The organism is Rhodoplanes sp. Z2-YC6860 (genome assembly GCF_001579845.1).
In the GTDB taxonomy this organism is placed as follows: Bacteria; Pseudomonadota; Alphaproteobacteria; order Rhizobiales; family Xanthobacteraceae; genus Z2-YC6860.
In genome coordinates this window covers 827,236-846,774 of the sequence record NZ_CP007440.1, presented here as the reverse complement: position 1 = coordinate 846,774, position 19,539 = coordinate 827,236, and the positions used below count along the sequence as shown (strand labels likewise).

Below are 19,539 nucleotides of genomic sequence, written 5' to 3'. Positions count from 1 at the left end.
AGTGGGCTTCAGCCGCCGGCCTTTTCTCCGGCCGGGATTTCGGCGGTGCGCAGCGCGTCGGCGAGCCGCGTTTTAGCCGAGCCAGGCTTCAGCGGCTGTTGTTGGCTCTCGTGCGGCGCCCAGCCCGACAGCCAGACGATCTCGAAGGTGGCGCGGATACGGCCATCCGCATCGGCGAATCGTTCGGCATAGATTTCGAACAACCGCTGCAGCGTGGCGCGCCGCAACGGCTTCCTCCGGCGCTCGGTCAGCACATTGGTCGCGCCCATGCGACGCAGGTCATGCATCAAGGCCAGGGGCGATGCGTATCGCACGGTCACGCGATCGATGTCGGTGACCGGCAGCGCGAAGCCCGCGCGCTGCAGCAGCGCGCCGAGATCGCGCAGATCGGCAAACGGCGCAATGCGGGGCGAGACGCCGCCTTCGACCTCGCTCTCGGCCTGCGCGAAGGCTGCGCGCAACTCGGTCAGGCTGTCGCCGCCGATGAGGGCTGCGAGAAACAACCCGTCCGGCTTCAGCGCGCGGCGGATCTGGATCAGCGCGCCCGGCAGATCGTTGACGAACTGCAGCGCCAGTCCCGAGACCACGAGATCGAGCGAGCCGTCGCGGAACGGCAATGCCTCCTCGTCGGCCGCGACGGTCAACGCTGGTGTCGATTCCGTGCTCCCTCCCCGTTCGTCCCCGCGAAAGCGGGAATGAACGGATGTGGTGACAATGGTCGTAGCTCGTCCAGCCAATGCCCATCGCACGGCATCCGTCGGCGTGCCGACATCGGCCGCGACATCGAAAGTCCGAAGCACCGCCGACAGCCGGCCGGCAAGGTCTTCGGCCACCCGGTCGATCAGAAAGGTTTCGGCACCAAGCCGCCAAGCCCGCGCGCGGCGCGCGCACAGCAGCGCGCGGTCGAAGATCACGGGGTGCGACGTCGGCTGTTCGGACATGGACTTATTGTAGGGAGGCGGACGAGCGGCGGCGAGACCGCGGCGCATCGAACACGCGCGTGAACGCGCCTAGGGTTCGCCAGCGCGAACGTCATTGAGGCGGCCTCATATCAGCGGTAGCCTTCGATCCCGTGCAACAGCCATCCGCAAAGACCGAGAACGCCGGGGCGTTAACCCGTGTGGCGGCCCCGTTTCGAGCGATTTTCGGCCGTGCGCTCGACATTGCTCTGCCGACATTGTGCCCGGCCTGCCGTGAACAGGTGCGCGACGGCGGGCTCTGCCCCTCATGCTGGTCCAAGCTGACGATGATCGCGCCGCCCTATTGCGAGCGGCTGGGCATCCCTTTTGCGTATGATCCCGGCCCGGGCGTGCTGTCGATGCAGGCCATCTCCGATCCGCCGGCCTATAACCGGGCACGGGCCGCGGTGCGCTTTGACGACATCGCCCGCGCCCTGGTGCACGCGCTGAAATACGGCGACCGGCTCGACCTGGCGCCGGTCATGGGACGCTGGATGGCGCGCGCCGGCCATGAGCTTCTCAAAGACGCGGACGCCCTGATCCCCGTGCCGCTGCATTGGCGAAGACTTTGGGGACGGCGCTTCAACCAGTCCGCTTTGCTGTCCAAGACGATTTCGCAGGAATCCGGCGTCCCGGTGGCCGATGCGGCGATCAAGCGCATCAAGGCCACCGCACAGCAGGTCGGCCTCACCCAGTCCGAGCGCGCACAAAATGTGCAGGGCGCGTTCCGCGTACCGCCGGACCACAAGGCCGAGGTGGCCGGCCGGCGCGTGGTGCTGATCGACGATGTCTTGACCTCGGGCGCCACCTCCGACGCCTGCGCCCGCGCGCTGTTGCGGGCCGGCGCCAGCAACGTCGACCTCCTGGTGTTCGCGCGGGTTGTCGACGCGGTGCAAGCGCCCATATAAACTAGTTGCCGCTTTGCGCAGCCATTCGTGAAACCGCCATGTCGCCCGTCGAAATCTACACCACGCCGTTCTGCCCCTATTGCCTCGATGCCAAGGCGCTTCTGAAGAAGAAGAACGTCGCCTTCACCGAGATCGACGTCAGCCGCGACCGCGACCTGCGGCGGCAGATGACCGAGCGCGCCAACGGCCGGACCACGGTGCCGCAGATCTTCATTGGCGCGACGCATGTCGGCGGCTGCGACGATCTCTATGAGCTCGATGGCACCGGCGGACTCGATCCGCTGCTCAACGGGCAAGCCGCATCGTGACCGGGGAATCCGGCAAGGGCTCGACGTTCCGCGTCGGTCTCATCCAGACGCGATCGGGCCGCACGCCCGCCGTCAATCTCGATGCCGTCGTGAAGCTGATCGGTGAGGCCAAGGAAGGCGGCGCCAGCTATGTGCAAACGCCGGAGATGACCAACATCATGGAGGTGAGCCGCGACAAGCTGCTCGCCACCATCGCGCCGGAGGAGAACGACGCGAGCCTTGCGATGTTTCGCGAGCTGGCGCGGCAGTTCGCGATCTATCTTCACATCGGCTCGCTCGCCGTGAAGGCCACACCCGACAAAGCGGCGAACCGTTCCTTCCTGATCGACCCGCACGGCGAGATCGCGGCGCGCTACGACAAGGTCCACATGTTCGACGTCGACCTCGCCAATGGCGAGAGCTATCGCGAATCGCGGAGCTATCGGCCGGGCGAGCTGGCGGCGCTGCACGATCTGCCCTGGGGGCGGCTCGGGCTCACGATCTGCTACGACCTGCGCTTTCCCGCGCTCTACCGGGCCCTGGCCGAAGCCGGCGCCTCGTTCCTGGCGATCCCGTCGGCCTTCACGCAGCAGACCGGCGAGGCGCATTGGCATGTGCTCAATCGCGCGCGGGCCATCGAGAACGGCTGCTACGTGCTCGCGGCCGCGCAAGGCGGCAAGCACGAGAACGGCCGCGAGACCTATGGGCACTCTCTGGTGGTCGATCCCTGGGGCCGCATCGTCGCCGAAGGCGGTACCGAGCCCGGCGTGATCTTCGCCGAGGTCGATCCCGCCGAGGTGGTCGCGGCCCGCAGCCGGGTGCCGTCGCTGCAGCACGGCCGGCGCTTCGAGGTGGTTGAACCCCTGGCCGAGCCGACCCATCTTCGGGCCATCAGAGGTCCGGCATGATCCGTTACTCGCTCGTTTGCGAGCGCAAGCACGATTTCGAAATCTGGTTCAAGAACTCCGCCGACTACGACAAGCAGTCAAAGCGCGGGCTTGTGACCTGCCCGTCCTGTGGCTCGGAGAAGGTCGAGAAGGCGCTGATGGCGCCCTCGCTCGGCCGCGGCACCCGCAAAGGCTCGACCGAGATCGCGGTGCCCGCGGCCGCGCCGGCCACCGAGGCGCCGGCTCCCGTCGAGAACAAAGCGCCGGTGGCGATGATGTCGCCGCAGGAGCGCGAGTTCCGGACCAAGCTCAAGGAATTGCGCGACCATTTGACCAAGAACGCCGAGAATGTCGGCGGCAAGTTTCCCGAAGAAGCGCGCAAGATGCACTACGGCGACATCGAGCACCGCTCGATCTACGGCGAGGCTTCGCCGCAGGAGGCCAAGGAACTGGCCGACGAGGGCATCGAGTTTCACCCGCTGCCAATGCTGCCTGACGAACACAACTGACGACGCTGCGGCGGCTATTGCGCCCAGATCAACAAGGCGCAACCCACGACGATCAGCACGACGCCAAGTGCATCGCGCGGCACGATCTTCTGCTTGAACGCGAACAGTGAGATCGCCTGGGCGAACAAAACCTCGACCAGCGCAAGGGTGCGCACATTGGCGACGCTGGTCAGCGCGAAAGCCAGAAACCAGAACTCGGATGCGGTCGCGCCCATGAAGCCCGCGAACAGCGACGGCCGCCAGGCTTTGACGATCGCGCTGATCACCGCGCGATCACGCAGCGCCAGATAGATCGTCAGCAATCCGGCCTGCAGAAGGATGCCAATCGTCAGCGTGAAAGTCGCGGACAGCACGAAGCTCGGCAGCCCGAGGGACAGGATCGCGCCGCGATAGCCCACCGCCGAGATCGCGAACGTACCGCCTGACAATAGCCCGAGCAGCACCGGCCGATAGCCGCCTTCGAGAGCGCCCTTGCCCTTGAGCGACATCACGACGACGCCCGCTGTTGCGATCAGGATCGCGACCGCCATGCCGATGGTCAGCGGATCGCCCAGGAAGATCAGGCCGAACAGCGCGGCCTGGATGGCTTCGGTCTTGATGTAGGCGATGGTGACGACGAAAGAGCGGTCGTTCATGGTCGCAAGCATCAGCGCGGTGGCGACGATCTGCGCACCGGCGCCGAGCACCGCCCAAGGCCAGAAGATCGCAGGCGGCGTGGGCAACGACTGGCCTGTCGCCAGCACGACGCCGATCAGGAAAACGATCGCGAACGGAAAGCCGAACAAGAATCGCACATGGGTCGCGCCGACTGTGCCGAGCGTCGCGGTGAGCTCGCGCTGCATCGCGTTGCGCGCGGTCTGGCCGGCGGCGGCCAGGAGCGTAAAGGGTATCCAGAGAAGGTTCGCGGCGATCATGGCGTGCTTGTTAACGCCATGGATGGCGCGGGCGTCAAGCGAGCGGGCCGCCCTTTTCCGCCGTCATCATGTAATTGACGTCGAGATCGGATGAGAGCTGCCAGCGGTCGGCGATCAAATTATAGATCACGCCCTGCTCATGAGCGAACGAGAGCCCGCTCTGTTCCATGGCAAGCTCTAGCTCGTTCGGAGTGACGAACTTGTCCCATCGGTGCGTGCCGACCGGCAGCCAGCGCAGCACGTATTCGGCGCCCACGATGGCGAGCGCAAAGCTCTTGAGCGTGCGGTTCAGCGTCGCCGCGATCATCAGCCCGCCCGGCTTCACCAGCGAGGCACAGCACCCCACGAACAGCGGGACGTCGGCGACGTGCTCGACCACCTCCATGGCCAGCACCAGATCGAACTGCTCGCGCTGCTCGACCAATTCCTCGGCGGTGCTGCAGCGATAGTCGATCGCAAGCTCGCTCTGCTCGGCGTGGGCACGTGCGGCGGTAATGTTAGCCTCCGCCGGATCGACGCCCACCATCTCGGCGCCGAGCCGGGCGAGCGGCTCGCTGAGGATGCCGCCGCCGCAGCCGATGTCGAGGATGCGAAGCCATTTCAGCGAATCGAGCCGCTTGGCGTCGCGCCCGAAGTGGTCGGCGGCGCGGTCCCTGATATAGCCGATGCGGACCGGATTGAACTTGTGCAGCGGCGCCATCTTGCCGCGCGGATCCCACCATTCGCTGGCCATCGCGGAAAACCGCGCGACTTCGGCGTTGTCGACCGTGGATGTGGCGCTGCGCATGGGGGAACCTCCGGGCGTGGTTCTAGCGGGCTTGACTGTTTCTCTCGACAAGAACAAAAAGAGAACATAAACTCGGGTTAGTGGGGACCGGATGCCCGACACCCTGCAGAAGCTCGAAATCCTCGCCGATGCGGCGAAATACGATGCATCGTGTTCGTCATCCGGCGCCGAGAAGCGAAACTCGCGGGACGGCGGTCTCGGGTCGACCACGGGCAGCGGCATCTGTCATTCCTACACGCCAGACGGCCGTTGCGTTTCGCTTCTGAAGATCCTGCTCACCAACGCCTGCGTGTTCGACTGCAGCTACTGCATCAACCGCCGCTCCAGCAACGTGCAACGCGCCCGCTTCACCGTGGACGAGGTGGTGTCGCTAACGCTGAATTTCTACCGCCGCAACTACATCGAAGGCCTGTTCCTGTCCTCCGGCATCATCCGCTCGCCGGACTACACCATGGAGCAGATCACACGCGTGGCCCGCGAGCTTCGTGAAACCCACGGTTTCCGCGGCTACATCCATCTCAAGACAATCCCCGAAGCGGCTCCGGAGCTGATCGCCGAAGCCGGTCGCCATGCCGACCGGGTGTCGATCAATGTCGAGTTGCCGACCGAGAACGGCCTGACGAAACTCGCGCCGGAGAAGCGCTCGGCGACAATCCGCAAGACGATGGGCTCGTTGCGGCTGCGCATCGACGAGACACTGGCCGATCATCGCGCGCCGCGCTTCGCGCCGGCCGGCCAGAGCACGCAGATGATCGTCGGCGCCGACGGTGCGCCAGACACCACAATCCTCAGCACCAGCGCCAATCTCTATGCGAACTACAGCCTGAAGCGGATCTATTACTCCGCGTTCAGCCCGATACCAGACGCAAGCCACGCGCTTCCCGTGAAAGCCGCACCGCTCGTGCGCGAGCACAGACTCTATCAAGCCGACTGGCTGTTCCGGTTCTACGGCTTTTCGACCGACGAGCTCACGAGTGGCTTGCCGGACGGCATGCTCGACCTCGACATCGATCCCAAGCTCGCCTGGGCGTTGCGGCACCGCGAGCGCTTTCCGGTCGACGTGAATACCGCGAGCCGCGAGGAATTGCTGCGCATTCCCGGCCTTGGCACCAAGGCCATCGATAAGCTGATCGTTGCGCGGCAGCACCGAGTAGTCCGGCTTGACGATCTCACACGGCTCGCCGGATCGGTGAAACGAGCGCGAGCGTTCATCGTCACCGCCGACCACCGGCCGACACGCATTCTCGACGACCTGCATCTGCGCGCCAAGCTCGCACCGCCGCCGAAGCAGCTCTCATTGTTTGGCTGATGCATGTATCGAATAGCGTTAAAGCAGCAGGATTCGTTCGAGGAGTTTCGCGACGTTGTTCGCGGTTTCATCACGGGTGAAATCGCGCCCGAAGATATTTCATGGCAGGTCGACGGAGATATCGATCTGTTCGGCAACGCCGCTCCACCGCCGCGGGCCGATGCGGCGATCTCGGTGCCGGCCGGCTTTCCGCCGCTGGCGCAGGATGTCATCTGCCATCGCGATCAGGAGCGCTTCGCTCTGCTCTACAAGCTCTTGTGGCGGCTGACGCATGGCGAGCGCTCGCTCCTGCTGGTCGCATCCGATCCGCTGGTACACCGGCTGCGGTTGATGCAGAAGTCGGTCGGACGCGACACCCACAAGATGACGGCGTTCGTGCGATTCCGGCGTGTCGAGGACGACGCCGGCGAGCGCCACGTCGCCTGGTTCGAGCCGGAGCATCACATCCTGCGCCATGTGTCGTCGTTCTTCGTCGATCGTTTCGCCGCGATCCGCTGGTCGATCCTGACACCGGACGGCGCAATGCATTGGGATGGTTCCTCGCTGTCGTTCGGCCCGCCGGTGTCGCGCGATCAGGCGCCGCGCGAGGACAACGTCGAGGACTGGTGGCGCGCTTACTACCGTTCGACCTTCAATCCGGCGCGCGCCAATCCCACGATGCAACGCGCCGAGATGCCGAAGAAGTATTGGCACAATCTTCCCGAGGCGCCGCTCATTCCCGATCTCCTCGCGAGCGCTCGGCAGCGTACCGCGCGGATGATCGAAGCCGAACCGCTCGCACCACGCAACACGGCGGGCTGGCAGCCGGACAGCGCGCCGGGCCACGAGGCCGGCACGCTGGAAGCGCTCAAGACCGAGGCTGCGGCTTGCCAGCGCTGCCCACTTTGGAAGCCTGCGACGCAGACTGTGTTCGGCGAAGGCCCGGCCGATGCCGCCGTCGTGTTCGTCGGCGAACAGCCGGGCGATCAGGAGGACCTCGCCGGCCGCCCGTTCGTCGGCCCGGCCGGTCAGATGTTCGACCGTGCGCTCGCCGAAGCCGGAATCGATCGCGCCCGGGTTTACGTCACCAATGCGGTGAAGCATTTCAAATACGAGCCACGCGGCAAGCACCGCATTCACAAGACGCCGAACAACGCGGAGATCGATCATTGCCGCTGGTGGGTCGAGCGCGAGATCGAGTTGATCAAGCCGGAACTCATCGTCGCGCTGGGCGCGACCGCCGCGCGGTCGATGACCGGCCGCAGCCTCACCATCTCGCGGGAGCGCGGCCGGCTGACCACGCTCAGCGGCGGCCGCGCCGGGCTGATCACCGTCCATCCCTCCTTTCTGCTGCGCGTGCCCGACGCCGACGCGCAGGCCCGCGAGTACCGGCGTTTCGTCGAGGACCTCGGTCTGGTTGCCACCCATCTGCCGGCCATCCGCAAAGCCGCGTAGCCGTTGAACCGGCCCGCAGTTGCAGGCTTCCCGGTCCATCGCTATGAATACGCGCCGTTTTCCGGGCTGGCCCGTAAAACCTGCGTTTATTCAAGGACTTCCTGCGTCTATGGCCCGTCTTGTCATGAAATTCGGCGGCACTTCGGTCGCCGATATCGACCGCATCCGCAACGTTGCGCAGCATGTCAAGCGCGAGGTCGATGCCGGCCATGAGGTTGCGGTGGTGGTGTCGGCGATGTCCGGCAAGACCAACGAGCTGGTGGCCTGGTGCCGGGCCGCGGCACCGCTGCATGACGCCCGCGAATACGATGCCGTGGTCGCCTCCGGCGAGCAGGTCACGGCGGGTCTTCTCGCCATCACACTGGAAGGCATCGGCATCAACGCCCGCTCCTGGCAGGGCTGGCAGCTCCCGATCACTACGAGCAACGCCCACGGCTCGGCCCGCATCGAGGACATCAACGGCGCCGAACTGATCAAGCGCTTCAAGGAGCGCAAGGAGGTCGCGGTCGTCTCGGGCTTCCAGGGCGTGCACAAGGAGTCCGGCCGCATCACCACGCTCGGCCGCGGCGGCTCCGACACCTCGGCGGTGGCGATTGCGGCCGCGATCAAGGCCGACCGCTGCGACATCTACACGGACGTCGACGGCGTCTACACCACCGATCCGCGCGTCGTGCCGAAGGCGCAGCGCATGGACAAGATCGCCTTCGAGGAAATGCTGGAGCTCGCCTCGCTGGGCGCCAAGGTGCTCCAGGTGCGCTCGGTCGAGCTCGGCATGGTGCACAAGGTGCCGATTTTCGTTCGCTCGAGCTTCGACAAGCCAGAGGACATCGACCCGCACGGCACGCCGCCAGGCACGCTGATCTGCGACGAGGAGGATATTGTGGAGCAACAGGTCGTCACCGGCATCGCCTTTTCGAAGGACGAGGCGCAGATCTCGGTCCGCCATGTGCCGGACAAGCCGGGCGTCGCCGCCGCGATCTTCGGCCCGCTCGCGGAAGCCAGCATCAACGTCGACATGATCGTGCAGAACGTGTCGGCCGACGGCGCCACCACCGACCTGACGTTTACGGTCCCGGCCGCGGACTATCAGCGTTCGGTCGACGTGCTCGGCAAGGCCAAGACCGCGATCGGCTTCGACCATCTCGACGGCTCGCAGGAGGTCGCGAAGGTGTCGGTGATCGGCATCGGCATGCGCAGCCACGCCGGTGTCGCCGCCGAAGCCTTCAAGGCGCTGGCCGCGCGCGGCGTCAATATCCGCGCCATCACCACGTCCGAGATCAAGTTCTCGGTGCTGATCGATGCGGCCTATACCGAGCTTGCGGTGCGCACGCTGCACAGCCTTTACGGGTTGGATAAATAAGCTACTTCTGCGGCTTGCCGGAGAACGCTGATCTCGCGGGCCGAATCGGCTTTTGCGCTGCACTGCACGCGGGTGGCGAACGGTGGGTGCCGTGTCATCCGACAACATCCCGTCACATCAGCCACTTAAACCAGCTTTGGCTTGCCCCTTGCATGTCGCAGCGGCTATAGCCCTACCGAAATGTGACCCTGAGGAACATCGCCCATGCGTGGCGCGCTCGGCGGTCCGCGCGTGCTGTTGCGCCGACTCCGTGAGGTGATGGCGGAGCCGGTCAGCGCGCAGGAACGCCTGGACAAAATCGTCGTGCTGATTGCCGCCAACATGGTGGCGGAGGTCTGCTCCGTCTACGTGTTGCGCGTCGACGGCACGCTCGAGCTGTACGCCACGGAAGGCCTGAAGCACGAGGCGGTCCACCAGACCGTGCTGCGGCAGGACGAGGGCCTGGTCGGTCTGGTGGCGAGCGAGGCCAACCCGATCAACCTGTCCGAAGCCCAGGCCCATCCGGCCTTCGCCTACCGGCCGGAAACCGGCGAAGAAATCTATCACTCGTTCCTGGGCGTGCCGATCCTGCGCGCCGGCAACACGCTCGGCGTGCTGGTCGTGCAGAACCGGGCGCGCCGCACCTACTCCGAAGAGGAAGAAGAGGCGTTGCAGACCACCGCCATGGTGATGGCGGAGATGATCGCCTCGGGCGAATTGTCCTCGATCGCCAAGCCCGGCGCCGAGCCGGCCATCAAGCCGCGGCTGCATATGACCGGCACGGCGCTCGCCGACGGCATCGCGCTCGGCCATGTTGTGCTGCACGAGCCGCGCGTCACGGTGAAGAACGTCATCGCCGACGACGTTCAGAAAGAGCTCAAGCGCCTCGACGATTCGATTACGGCCTTGCGCGCCGACCTCGACCTGATGCTGGAGCGCCGCGATGTCGCCGACGGCGGCGAGCATCGCGAGGTGCTCGATGCCTATCGGAGCTTCGCCCACGACCAGGGCTGGCTGCACCGGCTGCGCGAGGCGGTCGGCACCGGCCTCACCGCCGAGGCCGGCGTCGAGCGCGTGCAGTCCGACACCCGCGCCCGCATGTTGCGCGTCACCGATCCGTATCTGCGCGAGCGGCTGCACGATCTCGACGATCTGGCCAACCGGCTGATGCGGCACCTGATGGGCCAGGACCACGCACCGCCGCGTGAGCAATTGCCCGATAACGCCATCCTGGTCGCGCGCTCGATGGGGCCGGCGGCGCTGCTGGATTACGACCGGCGCAAGCTCCGTGGGCTTCTGCTCGAGGAGGGCGGCCCGACGTCGCACGTCTCCATCGTGGCGCGTGCGATCGGCATCGCCGCCGTCGGCGAGATCGACAACATCTCGGGACTGGTCGAACCCGGCGACCCGATCATCGTCGACGGCTCGACCGGCGACGTGCATCTGCGGCCCGCCTCCGACATCGAGGTCGCCTACGGGGAACGCGTGAAGCTCCGCGCCCGGCGGCAGGCGCAATACCGCGCGCTGCGCGACCGGCCGAGCGTCACCAAGGACGGCCAGCACGTCGCGCTGATGATCAACGCCGGCCTGCTGGTGGACCTTCCGCATATCGCGGAAACCGGAGCTGCCGGCATCGGGCTGTTCCGCACCGAGCTGCAGTTCATGATCGCGACCGAAATGCCGCGCATCAGCGAGCAGCTCTCGCTCTATCGCGCGGTGCTCGACTCCGCCGGCGACAAGCCGGTGACGTTCCGCACGCTCGACGTTGGCGGCGACAAGATCCTGCCCTATATGCGCGCCGAGCCCGAAGAGAATCCGGCGCTCGGCTGGCGCGCGATCCGGCTCGGCCTCGACCGGCCGGGGCTGATGCGCAGTCAGATCCGCGCGCTGCTCCAGGCCGCAGCCGAGCGCGAGCTTCGCATCATGTTTCCGATGGTCGCGACCTGCGCCGAATTCGACGAAGCCAAGGCCATGATCGAGCGCGAGCTCACCGCATTGCGGAGGCGGCGGCACAAGCTGCCCGACCGCGTCGAAGTCGGCACCATGGTCGAGGTGCCGTCGCTTTTGTTCCAGCTCGATGCGCTGGTGTCGCGGGTGGATTTCCTGTCGGTCGGTTCCAATGACCTAGTGCAGTTCCTGTTCGCTGCCGACCGCGGCAACCGTCGCGTCGCCGACCGATTTGATGCGCTCTCCGCCCCTGTGTTGCGCGCGTTGATGAACATCGTCGATCGGGCCAAAGCCGGTGGCAAGCCGGTGACACTGTGCGGCGAGCTTGCGTCGAAGCCGATTGGCGCGCTGGCGCTGGTGGCCTTGGGTTTCCGCGCGCTGTCGCTGACGCCGTCGGCGCTCGGCGCCGTGAAGGCCATGCTGCTTGATCTCGACGTCGGCAAGGCCGAGGCGCTGATCAGGACGCTGGTCGAAAATCCGCCGCACAGCGGCACGATCCGTGAGCGGCTGGAACAGTTCGCCGCGGCCGAAGGACTGCAATTGTGACGACTGCACTGCCTGAACAAAAACTCGACACGCTGCTCGCCCGCCATGCCGCCGTGGAGGCAGAGCTGACGCAACAGCTCGCGCCTGAGGCGTTCGTCAAGCTTTCGCGGGAATTTGCCGAGATCGATCCCGTGGTGGGCAAGATCAAGGCCTATCGCAGCGTCGCGGGAGAACTTGCAGACCTCGAAGCGTTGATCGCCGATCCGTCGAGCGATCCGGCGATGCGCGAGATGGCCGACGAGGAGCGGCACGCGCTCATCGGCAAGCGCGAGCAGATGATCGAGGAGCTGCGCGTTTCGCTCCTGCCCAAGGACGCGATGGACGAACGCAATGTGATCGTCGAGATCCGCGCCGGGACCGGAGGCGACGAAGCTTCGCTGTTCGCCGGCGACCTGTTCCGCATGTACGAGCGTTATGCCGCGCGCCAAGGCTGGACCACCGAGATCATGTCCGTCACCGAGGGCACCAAGGGCGGCTTCAAGGAAATCGTCGCCGAGATCACAGGCCGCGGCCCCTTCGCACGCCTCAAGTTCGAATCCGGCGTGCATCGCGTGCAGCGCGTGCCCGACACCGAGGCGCAGGGCCGCGTGCACACGTCGGCCGCGACCGTCGCGGTGCTGCCCGAAGTGGAAGACGTCGACATCGAGATCAAGCCTGACGATCTGAAGATCGACACCATGCGGTCGCAAGGCGCCGGCGGTCAGCACGTCAACAAGACCGAATCCGCGATCCGCATCACCCACATGCCGAGCGGCGTCGTGGTGATGGTCCAGGAAGAGCGGTCGCAGCACAAGAACCGCGCCAAGGCGATGGCGATGCTGCGCGCCAAGCTTTACGACGCCGAGAAGACCAAACGCGACACCGAGCGCGCCGCCGCGCGCAAGGATCAGGTCGGCAGCGGCGACCGCTCGGAGCGCATCCGCACCTATAATTTTCCGCAGGGCCGCGTCACCGATCACCGGATCAACCTGACGCTCTACAATCTGCCCAAGGTGATCGAGGGCGAAGCGCTGGGCGAAATCATCGATGCGCTGATCACCCACCATCAGGCCGAACTGCTGGCGGCCGAGGCGGGCTGATGACGATCCTCGATCAAGCCTCGCCAGCCGCGCCCGCGATGCGCGGCATGACGGTGGTACAGGCGCGCCGTGCACTGAGCGAGATGTTCCGCCGCGCCGGCCTCGACAGTCCGGAGCTCGACGCGCGGCTGTTGACAGGCCATGCGCTCGGCCTCGACCACACCGGCCTCACCATCGAAGCGAGCCGCGCCATCACCGACGACGAGGCGCGTGCCATCGATGTGCTCGCCGCCCGGCGGCTTGCTCGCGAACCGGTGGCGCGCATTCTCGGCCATCAGGAATTCTGGGGGCTGCCGCTGCGGCTCAGTCCCGCAACGCTGGTGCCGCGGCCGGACACCGAGACCGTGGTCGAAGCGGCGCTCGCCGCGGTCGATAGCGGCGGGCCGCGTCAGCGGCCGCTGCGCATTGCCGACCTCGGCACCGGCTCCGGTGCGTTGCTGATCGCGTTGCTGACCGAGTTGCCGAACGCCCACGGCGTCGCAACCGATGTGAGTCCGGAAGCGCTCCAGACTGCACGCGACAACGCGCGGCGGCTCGAGCTCGACCGCCGCGCGCGCTTCGTTGCCTGCGACTTCAGCGCGGCGCTCGCCGGACCGTTCGACGTCATCGTGTCCAATCCGCCTTACGTGATCAGCGGCGACATCGCGAGCCTCGCGCCCGAGGTCCGTCACGATCCGCGACGCGCGCTCGACGGCGGCCCGGATGGGCTCGACTGCTACCGCACCATTGCGGGACAGGTGGGTCGATTGCTCAAGCCTGGCGGCCATCTGGTGGTGGAATTGGGCTTCGGCCAGGAGGCCCAGGTGGCCTCAATATTCCGCATGGCAGGCCTTGTGCCGCGCCCTGCCGATACCGATCTTTCGGGTGTTCCCCGAGCCCTCTGTGCAGCGGTGCCGGAATAACGCCATGTTCAACTAACATTGCGGATAGGCAAAAAATCGCTTGGATTATGGGGCAAGACAGACTAGCTTCCCTATAGGAATCGACCCGAAGGTCACGTTGCTGAGGCCCGGAGCGTTATGCTCGGCGAGGCCGGTGGTGGACCAGATAGGCTGCGGGTCAGACGGCAGACAGGATCGCCGAACTCAAGTCATCAAGCTAGCGGTCGGGCACGTATCGGGCTTTGCGACGCATTAACGACAACGACACGCACGAAGACAATCAAAGCGCCGCCGCGATCCGTTTCGCGGCCCGATGGGTTGCCGTATCCGAAGCGCTGGATATCGGCTTTCGAGCGCGGCTGATGGGCCGGGTTGTCACCGGCTCGTCATGCCGAGGCGTTTGAGAGGCTTGGCTACGAAGGTCCTGCATAGGGACTTGGCTTGAAGTTGGGTGGATAAATCGGCGGGACCACAATCGCCGCTAACAGGAGTCAGCGACAGGCGTCATGAGAAACGGACAGAACAAGCGCATGCGGGGGCGCAACCGCAATCACAAGGGGCACGGTGGCGGCGGGGGCGGCGGCGGCGGTCATCATCACAATCCACTCACCCGGGTGTATGAGTCGAACGGGCCGGAGGTGAAGATCCGCGGGACGGCGCATCACATCGCTGAGAAATATCTTCAGCTTGCCCGCGATGCGCAAAGCGCCGGCGACCCGGTGACGGCCGAGAATCATTTCCAGCATGCCGAGCATTACTTCCGTCTAATCGCCGCGGCGCAGGAGCAGTTCAGGCAGCAGAACCCGTACTATCAGGCGCCACCTGCGCCGGGTCAGGGTGCTGCCGACGAAGTCTTCGACGGCGACGAGGACGACGGTTCGCAGCCGACTCAAATTCCAGGCAACTTCGGCCAGCCGAGCGCTCAGCAGCCCAACTTCAATCCGCAGAATCAATCACCGCCGAATTACAACAACGCACAGAACTACGGCGGCGGCCAGCCGAACTACAACAATCAGCAGCCGAACTATCAGCCGCGCGAGCAGCAGTCTCAGCCTTATGGCGGGCAACAGCAGCCGAACTATCAGCCGCGGCCGCAACAGCATCAGCCATACAACAACAATAACACTCAGCCGCAGCCGCAATATCAGCAGCCTCAGGCCGAGCAGAGCGACGGCGAGCGCTTGCCCTCATTCATCACCGGCGCGCAGCCGCAGCAGGCCGCGCCGCAGAACGGCGGCGATGCCAATGAAGGCGGTGAGCGTTTTCCGCGCCACCGCCGCAGGCGTCACCGCGGACCGCGGCCGGAAATGGCCGGCGCCGCGCCACAGGACTTCGGCGGCGGCGACGCGCCCGAGCCGGGCAACACCTGAGGATTGTCAGGATTTGAATTGCGCAAAGCCGGGCCCCCGCCCGGCTTTGTCGTTTGTGGCTGCGTCGTTTGTGGCTGCGCTAGAGCGGTTCACAATTTGACGGAAGCGTATCCGGCGTTTGCGAAGTAGTTGCTGCATTCGCGGGGGCCTATGGTTGTGACGAGGCTGCCGATTTGGCGCCAGACATCGTCGATGGTGCGCCTTTGAGCCATGCGCATCCAATGTTTGATCTTGGCGAAGGCCTGCTCGATCGGATTGAGGTCCGGCGAGTAGGGCGGCAGGTACCAGAGCCTGGCTCCGGCTGCTCTTATGATCTGTCGCAGCACGGCAGCCTTGTGGCTTCCGAGGTTGTCCATGACGACAATATCGCCGGCCTTCAGTGCGGGAACGAGTTGCTGCTGGACATAGGCTCGGAAGCACTCGCCGTTGATCGGGCCATCGAACACGCAAGGGGCTGTGAGGCCGTCGTGGCGGAGCGCGCCGAGGAAGGTCAGCGTCCGCCAATGACCATGCGGCGCGTAAGCTCGCAGGCGATCGCCCTTGCGTCCCCATCCGCGCAGTGGGGCCATGCTGGTCTTGATCCAGGTTTCGTCGATGAAGACCAAACGCCGTGGATCGAGACCGGCCTGCCAGGATCGCCAGCGCTTTCGTCTGCGGGCGATGTCGGCCCGGGCCTGTTCAAGCGCGAACAGTGTTTTTTTTGAACCGCAGGTCTTCGCGCCGCAGGAACAGCCACACGGCATTGTGCGAGACCTTTACCCCACGCGCGGCAAGTTCGTCCTTCAGCCCATGCAGGGTCAGATGCGGGGTCTGTCTGATGCGCTCCAGGATGAAGGCCCGATGCGGATCGAGCACCGGCTTGCGATATCCACCCATCTTGCTCGGCGACACTGAGCCAGTCGTCCGATAGCGCTGAGACCACTTCACCACCGACGACACCGCCACGCCGAACCGCGAAGCCACCGTCCGGCAGCTCTCACCGTTCCGCACCGCCGCAACGACACGCTCACGCAGATCATTGGACAGAGGTCGGGTCATGAGCTGCTGGCCTCCAACCCAGCCAGCAGCTTGAATCACAATTCGAAGCCCAGCGGAATCCCCAGCGATTCAGAAAAGAAGTGAACCGCTCTAGGGTCTATTCAACTTCGTTGAATCAGACCCGTCGCTCCTTAATCTTTTTTGGCATGATCTTTTCCGAAAATCGCTTCACACTTTTCGGGATCATGCCCTATAGCGCTTCGCGGATGCCGCGCGGCGCCGGCGCGAGCGCGGGCTTGAGCGCCGGCACGAGCTTGCGCTTCTCGCGGCGGGCCGGAATTGCGCGATAGACCTGCTTGGTGGCCTCGACGATATGCACGCCGGCGAACGGTGCCGAGATGGCGCCCCCCGCGCGCTCCCAAGCGGTGGCCGCACGCAAGAACCAGCCACGCTCTATCGGCGGGACATAGAGAGCCTCGCTCCAACTCACCGGCGTGAACCAGGCCTCACGCATCAGGCTCGTGATCTGCGGCCGCGAATAGGGCCGGCCGTGACCGAATGGTGTTGTGTCCATGCGGGCCCAGAGCCCGCGCCGGTTCGGCACTACGGTGAGCAATTGTCCGCCGGAGGCCAGCACCCGCCAGACCTCCCGCAGCAACGCAGTGGCGTTCTGCGACATCTCCAGCGCATGCACCAGCAGCACGCGATCGACCGCGGCATCCGGCAGAGGCAATTCCAGCTCGTCGACCAGCGCCGAGAGCGTCGGCCGAACGGTCGGCCATTTCACCACGCCCTGCGCGGCCGGCATGAAGGCGAGACACCGCTCGGCCTCCTCGCGAAACAGTCCGAGATACGGACCGGGATAGCCGATGCCAAGCACCCGCATGTTTCGGGTGTCGGTCCAATGCTTGCGAATGCTGCGGCCGACGAAATGCCGGGCCACGGCACCGAGCCGCTGGGAATAGAACGAACGCAGATCGACGACGTCGATGGACATGGCGGAACTCTACCATGAACCGGCTCAACATTTCGGGCGTTCAAGAGGGTGGCGCAGCCGTGATACGGTCCCGCCGAACCCGAAAGACGAGGAGCTGACATGCCCGCCGAAACCAAGCTGTTCCGTTGCCTGAAGGACAATTACGGCGTGCTGATCCACGATCCGGCGAGCGGCGCCACCGCCGCCATCGACGCTCCGGAAGCCGCACCGGTCGAGGCCGCATTGCGCGAAACCGGCTGGAAGCTCACCGACATCCTGGTGACACATCATCACGCCGACCACACCGGCGGTATTGCCGAACTCAAACAGAAGCACAAATGCCGCGTGGTGGCGCCGCTCGCCGAAGCCGGCAAGATTCCGATGGTCGACGAAACCGTCCGCGAAGGCGACAAGGCCAAGGTGGGCAATCTCGTGAGCAACGTGATCGAGACGCCAGGCCACACTGCGGGCCACATCACCTATTGGTTTCAAGGCGACAAGCTCGCCTTCGCAGGCGACACGCTGTTCTCGATCGGCTGCGGCCGCGTCATCGAAGGCACCATGCCGATGATGTGGGCATCGCTGAAGAAGCTGCGCGATCTGCCGGGTGACACGCTGGTCTATTGCGGCCACGAGTACACGCTCGCCAACATCAAATTCGCGCAGACCATCGAGCCCGACAATGCGGCGCTGAAAGCGCGCGCCGCGCAGGCGGCGAAGCAGATCGCCGATGGTCAATGGACCATCCCGACCACGATCGACGAGGAGAAGGCGGCCAATCCATTTCTCCGAGCGGACGTGCCGGAGGTGGCGAAATTGCTCGGCCTCGCCGGCAAGCCCGCTGACGCCGTGTTCGCGGAAATCCGAGAGCGCAAAAATAAGTTCTAGGCGAGCGGCTCAGCGCAAGCTCGCGAGCAGGAAATAACAGCCGACGCCACCGACCGCGGCGCCGCAGGCGCGGACGAGGCGATCACCGGCCGGCCAGCGGATCAGCGTGCCGATCAGGATGCCGCACAGATGCAGCAGCCCGGTCGCGATCACGAAGCCCGCGCCATAAGCAAGCGGGTCCGCGGCGTGGGGCAATTCCAAGCCGTGCGCATAACCGTGGAAAACCGCAAAGTAAGCGACCACCAGCGCCGCAATCCAAAGCGGTGCACGGACTCGCAGCAGGATCAGCGCACCGAGCACCACGGCTGACAGCGCCACCGCCTGTTCGGTGAACGGCACGCCGACCTTGGCTAGGCCGAGCAGCCCGCCGAACGCCATCACCAGCGGGAACGTGATCGGAAGAAGCCAGATCGCCGGAGCACCGAGTTGCGCGCCCCAAAGCCCGACAGCAACCATGGCGACCAGATGATCGAGACCGGTGATGGGATGAAGGAACCCGCTGACAAGACCGGTTGCAGTCCCGGTCTCGACATGGGCGAAGGCCTGACCTTGCAGTGCCAACGTCAGCAGGACACCCAGCAACCAACGGGCGGACCAACGTGCGCGGCAGATCGTGGCGAAGGCCATGGCACGGCAAGCCTAGCACCTCGCCCGGCGCTTCTCGACACTGTCGGTTCGCTATCTCGACTTCCGTCGGCTCAGCGCTCGACGAAAGCCTTCTCGATGACGAAGTGGCCGGGCGCCGAATGATTGCCCTCGACGAAGCCGCGCTCGTCGAAGATGGTGCGGAGGTCCGCCAGCATCGCGGGACTGCCGCACAGCATGATGCGATCAATCTCGATGTCGAGCGGCGGCATGCGACAATCCGCAAACAGCTTGCCCGAGGTGATCAGATCGGTGATGCGGCCGCGGTTGCGGAACGGCTCGCGGGTGACGGTCGGATAGTAATGCAGCTTGTCCTCGAGCAGCGGCCCGAACAGTTCGTCACCGCGCAGGCCCTCGACGATCTTTTCGCCATAGGCCAGCTCGGACACCTGCCGGCAGCCGTGCACCAGCACGATGTCGTCGAACCGCTCGTAAACGTCCGGGTCTTTGACGATGCTGACAAACGGCGCCAGCCCGGTGCCGGTCGAAAGCAGCAACAGCCGCTTGCCCGGCAGGAGATTGTCGGCGATCAGCGTGCCGGTGGCCTTGCGGCCGATCAGCACCGTGTCGCCCGGCTGAATGCGCTGGAGCCTCGAGGTCAGCGGACCGTCCTGGACCTTGATGCTGAAGAACTCGAGCGACTCTTCGTGGTTGGCGCTCGCCATGCTGTAGGCGCGCAGCAGCGGCCGGCCCTCGACCTCGAGACCCATCATGGTGAATTGGCCGTTCTGGAAGCGGAAGCCCGGATCGCGCGTGGTCGAAAAGCTGAACAGGGTGTCGGTCCAGTGCTGCACGTCGATCACCTGTTCCTGGTAAAATGCGCTCATTGCTCCGCTGCCACTTCCTGGTTTTGACCGGCTGCCGCGGAGTACTTAAACGTCTGACGGCGTTGCGCA

19 protein-coding genes are annotated in these 19,539 nt (G+C 65.4%); 12 read left to right on the top strand and 7 right to left on the bottom strand.

Features of this window, described 5'->3' with window-relative positions; genetic code table 11:
- Positions 1-8: 8 nt before the first annotated feature.
- Positions 9-941, bottom strand: coding sequence for a class I SAM-dependent methyltransferase (locus RHPLAN_RS03890; protein WP_068030536.1), 933 nt, complete (start codon positions 939-941; stop codon positions 9-11).
- 179 nt (positions 942-1,120) lie between these two features.
- On the opposite strand from RHPLAN_RS03890, the gene RHPLAN_RS03885 reads away from it, so the two are divergent.
- From RHPLAN_RS03885 to RHPLAN_RS03870, 4 genes are read left to right on the top strand one after another with little or no spacing between them, the layout of a single operon-like run.
- Positions 1,121-1,867 (top strand): ComF family protein, encoded by a 747-nt coding sequence (locus RHPLAN_RS03885; RefSeq protein WP_068014015.1) that lies wholly within the window; start codon positions 1,121-1,123, stop codon positions 1,865-1,867.
- A 38-nt stretch (positions 1,868-1,905) separates the two neighbouring features.
- A complete protein-coding gene (gene grxC, locus RHPLAN_RS03880; RefSeq protein WP_068014008.1) occupies positions 1,906-2,175 on the top strand; it encodes a glutaredoxin 3 in 270 nt (89 codons plus the stop codon).
- The gene (locus tag RHPLAN_RS03875; protein WP_068014005.1) at positions 2,172-3,062 is read left to right on the top strand and encodes a carbon-nitrogen hydrolase family protein; all 891 of its coding nucleotides are present in this window, start codon (positions 2,172-2,174) and stop codon (positions 3,060-3,062) included. The genes grxC and RHPLAN_RS03875 overlap by 4 nt, the downstream gene beginning before the upstream one ends.
- Positions 3,059-3,550 carry a DUF1178 family protein gene (locus RHPLAN_RS03870; RefSeq protein WP_068014004.1) on the top strand — a complete coding sequence of 164 codons (492 nt, stop codon included), beginning with the start codon at positions 3,059-3,061 and terminating at the stop codon, positions 3,548-3,550. Before RHPLAN_RS03875 ends, RHPLAN_RS03870 begins: the two co-directional genes overlap by 4 nt.
- Positions 3,551-3,564: 14 nt before the next feature.
- On the opposite strand, the gene RHPLAN_RS03865 is transcribed toward RHPLAN_RS03870, so the two are convergent.
- Both RHPLAN_RS03865 and ubiG read right to left on the bottom strand, forming a co-directional pair.
- A complete protein-coding gene (locus tag RHPLAN_RS03865) occupies positions 3,565-4,464 on the bottom strand; it encodes a DMT family transporter (protein ID WP_068013998.1) in 900 nt (299 codons plus the stop codon).
- Between the two features lie 34 nt (positions 4,465-4,498).
- Positions 4,499-5,251, bottom strand: a complete 753-nt coding sequence (gene ubiG / locus RHPLAN_RS03860; protein ID WP_068013995.1) for a bifunctional 2-polyprenyl-6-hydroxyphenol methylase/3-demethylubiquinol 3-O-methyltransferase UbiG — start codon at positions 5,249-5,251, stop codon at positions 4,499-4,501.
- 91 nt (positions 5,252-5,342) lie between these two features.
- Between ubiG and RHPLAN_RS03855 the strand changes: the two genes are divergently transcribed.
- The 7 genes from RHPLAN_RS03855 to RHPLAN_RS03825 all read left to right on the top strand — a co-directional run bounded on the left by RHPLAN_RS03855 (position 5,343) and on the right by RHPLAN_RS03825 (position 15,156).
- The gene (locus RHPLAN_RS03855; protein ID WP_068013994.1) at positions 5,343-6,560 is read left to right on the top strand and encodes a putative DNA modification/repair radical SAM protein; all 1,218 of its coding nucleotides are present in this window, start codon (positions 5,343-5,345) and stop codon (positions 6,558-6,560) included.
- Positions 6,561-6,563: 3 nt separating this feature from the next.
- The gene (locus RHPLAN_RS03850) at positions 6,564-7,994 is read left to right on the top strand and encodes a UdgX family uracil-DNA binding protein (protein ID WP_068013991.1); all 1,431 of its coding nucleotides are present in this window, start codon (positions 6,564-6,566) and stop codon (positions 7,992-7,994) included.
- 109 nt (positions 7,995-8,103) lie between these two features.
- A complete protein-coding gene (locus RHPLAN_RS03845) occupies positions 8,104-9,354 on the top strand; it encodes an aspartate kinase (protein WP_068013989.1) in 1,251 nt (416 codons plus the stop codon).
- 204 nt (positions 9,355-9,558) lie between these two features.
- Complete coding sequence (gene ptsP, locus RHPLAN_RS03840) at positions 9,559-11,826, top strand: phosphoenolpyruvate--protein phosphotransferase (protein ID WP_068013988.1); 2,268 nt, start codon at positions 9,559-9,561, stop codon at positions 11,824-11,826.
- Positions 11,823-12,905, top strand: coding sequence for a peptide chain release factor 1 (gene prfA, locus RHPLAN_RS03835; RefSeq protein WP_068013987.1), 1,083 nt, complete (start codon positions 11,823-11,825; stop codon positions 12,903-12,905). Before ptsP ends, prfA begins: the two co-directional genes overlap by 4 nt.
- Positions 12,905-13,807 carry a peptide chain release factor N(5)-glutamine methyltransferase gene (prmC, locus tag RHPLAN_RS03830; protein ID WP_068013984.1) on the top strand — a complete coding sequence of 301 codons (903 nt, stop codon included), beginning with the start codon at positions 12,905-12,907 and terminating at the stop codon, positions 13,805-13,807. Before prfA ends, prmC begins: the two co-directional genes overlap by 1 nt.
- A gap of 485 nt (positions 13,808-14,292) precedes the next feature.
- Positions 14,293-15,156 (top strand): DUF4167 domain-containing protein, encoded by an 864-nt coding sequence (locus RHPLAN_RS03825; protein ID WP_068013982.1) that lies wholly within the window; start codon positions 14,293-14,295, stop codon positions 15,154-15,156.
- 89 nt (positions 15,157-15,245) lie between these two features.
- On the opposite strand, the gene RHPLAN_RS38160 is transcribed toward RHPLAN_RS03825, so the two are convergent.
- Positions 15,246-16,194, bottom strand: a protein-coding gene (locus RHPLAN_RS38160; RefSeq protein ID WP_157099989.1) for an IS630 family transposase whose coding sequence is annotated in 2 segments (ribosomal slippage) — positions 15,246-15,857 and positions 15,859-16,194 — 948 coding nt in all. Because the reading frame shifts where the segments join, the coding sequence is not laid out codon by codon here.
- Between the two features lie 190 nt (positions 16,195-16,384).
- Positions 16,385-17,131 (bottom strand): class I SAM-dependent methyltransferase, encoded by a 747-nt coding sequence (locus tag RHPLAN_RS03810; RefSeq protein ID WP_068013979.1) that lies wholly within the window; start codon positions 17,129-17,131, stop codon positions 16,385-16,387.
- 99 nt (positions 17,132-17,230) lie between these two features.
- Here RHPLAN_RS03810 and gloB point away from each other — a divergent pair, with 99 nt between their 5' ends.
- Positions 17,231-17,998 carry a hydroxyacylglutathione hydrolase gene (gloB, locus tag RHPLAN_RS03805; RefSeq protein WP_068013978.1) on the top strand — a complete coding sequence of 256 codons (768 nt, stop codon included), beginning with the start codon at positions 17,231-17,233 and terminating at the stop codon, positions 17,996-17,998.
- A gap of 9 nt (positions 17,999-18,007) precedes the next feature.
- Here the strand turns inward: gloB and RHPLAN_RS03800 are convergent, their stop codons facing one another.
- Both RHPLAN_RS03800 and RHPLAN_RS03795 read right to left on the bottom strand, forming a co-directional pair.
- A complete protein-coding gene (locus tag RHPLAN_RS03800; RefSeq protein WP_068013976.1) occupies positions 18,008-18,625 on the bottom strand; it encodes a HupE/UreJ family protein in 618 nt (205 codons plus the stop codon).
- A gap of 71 nt (positions 18,626-18,696) precedes the next feature.
- Entirely contained in the window at positions 18,697-19,470 is a 774-nt protein-coding gene (locus tag RHPLAN_RS03795) for a ferredoxin--NADP reductase (protein ID WP_068013974.1), read from the bottom strand.
- Positions 19,471-19,539 lie beyond the last annotated feature (69 nt).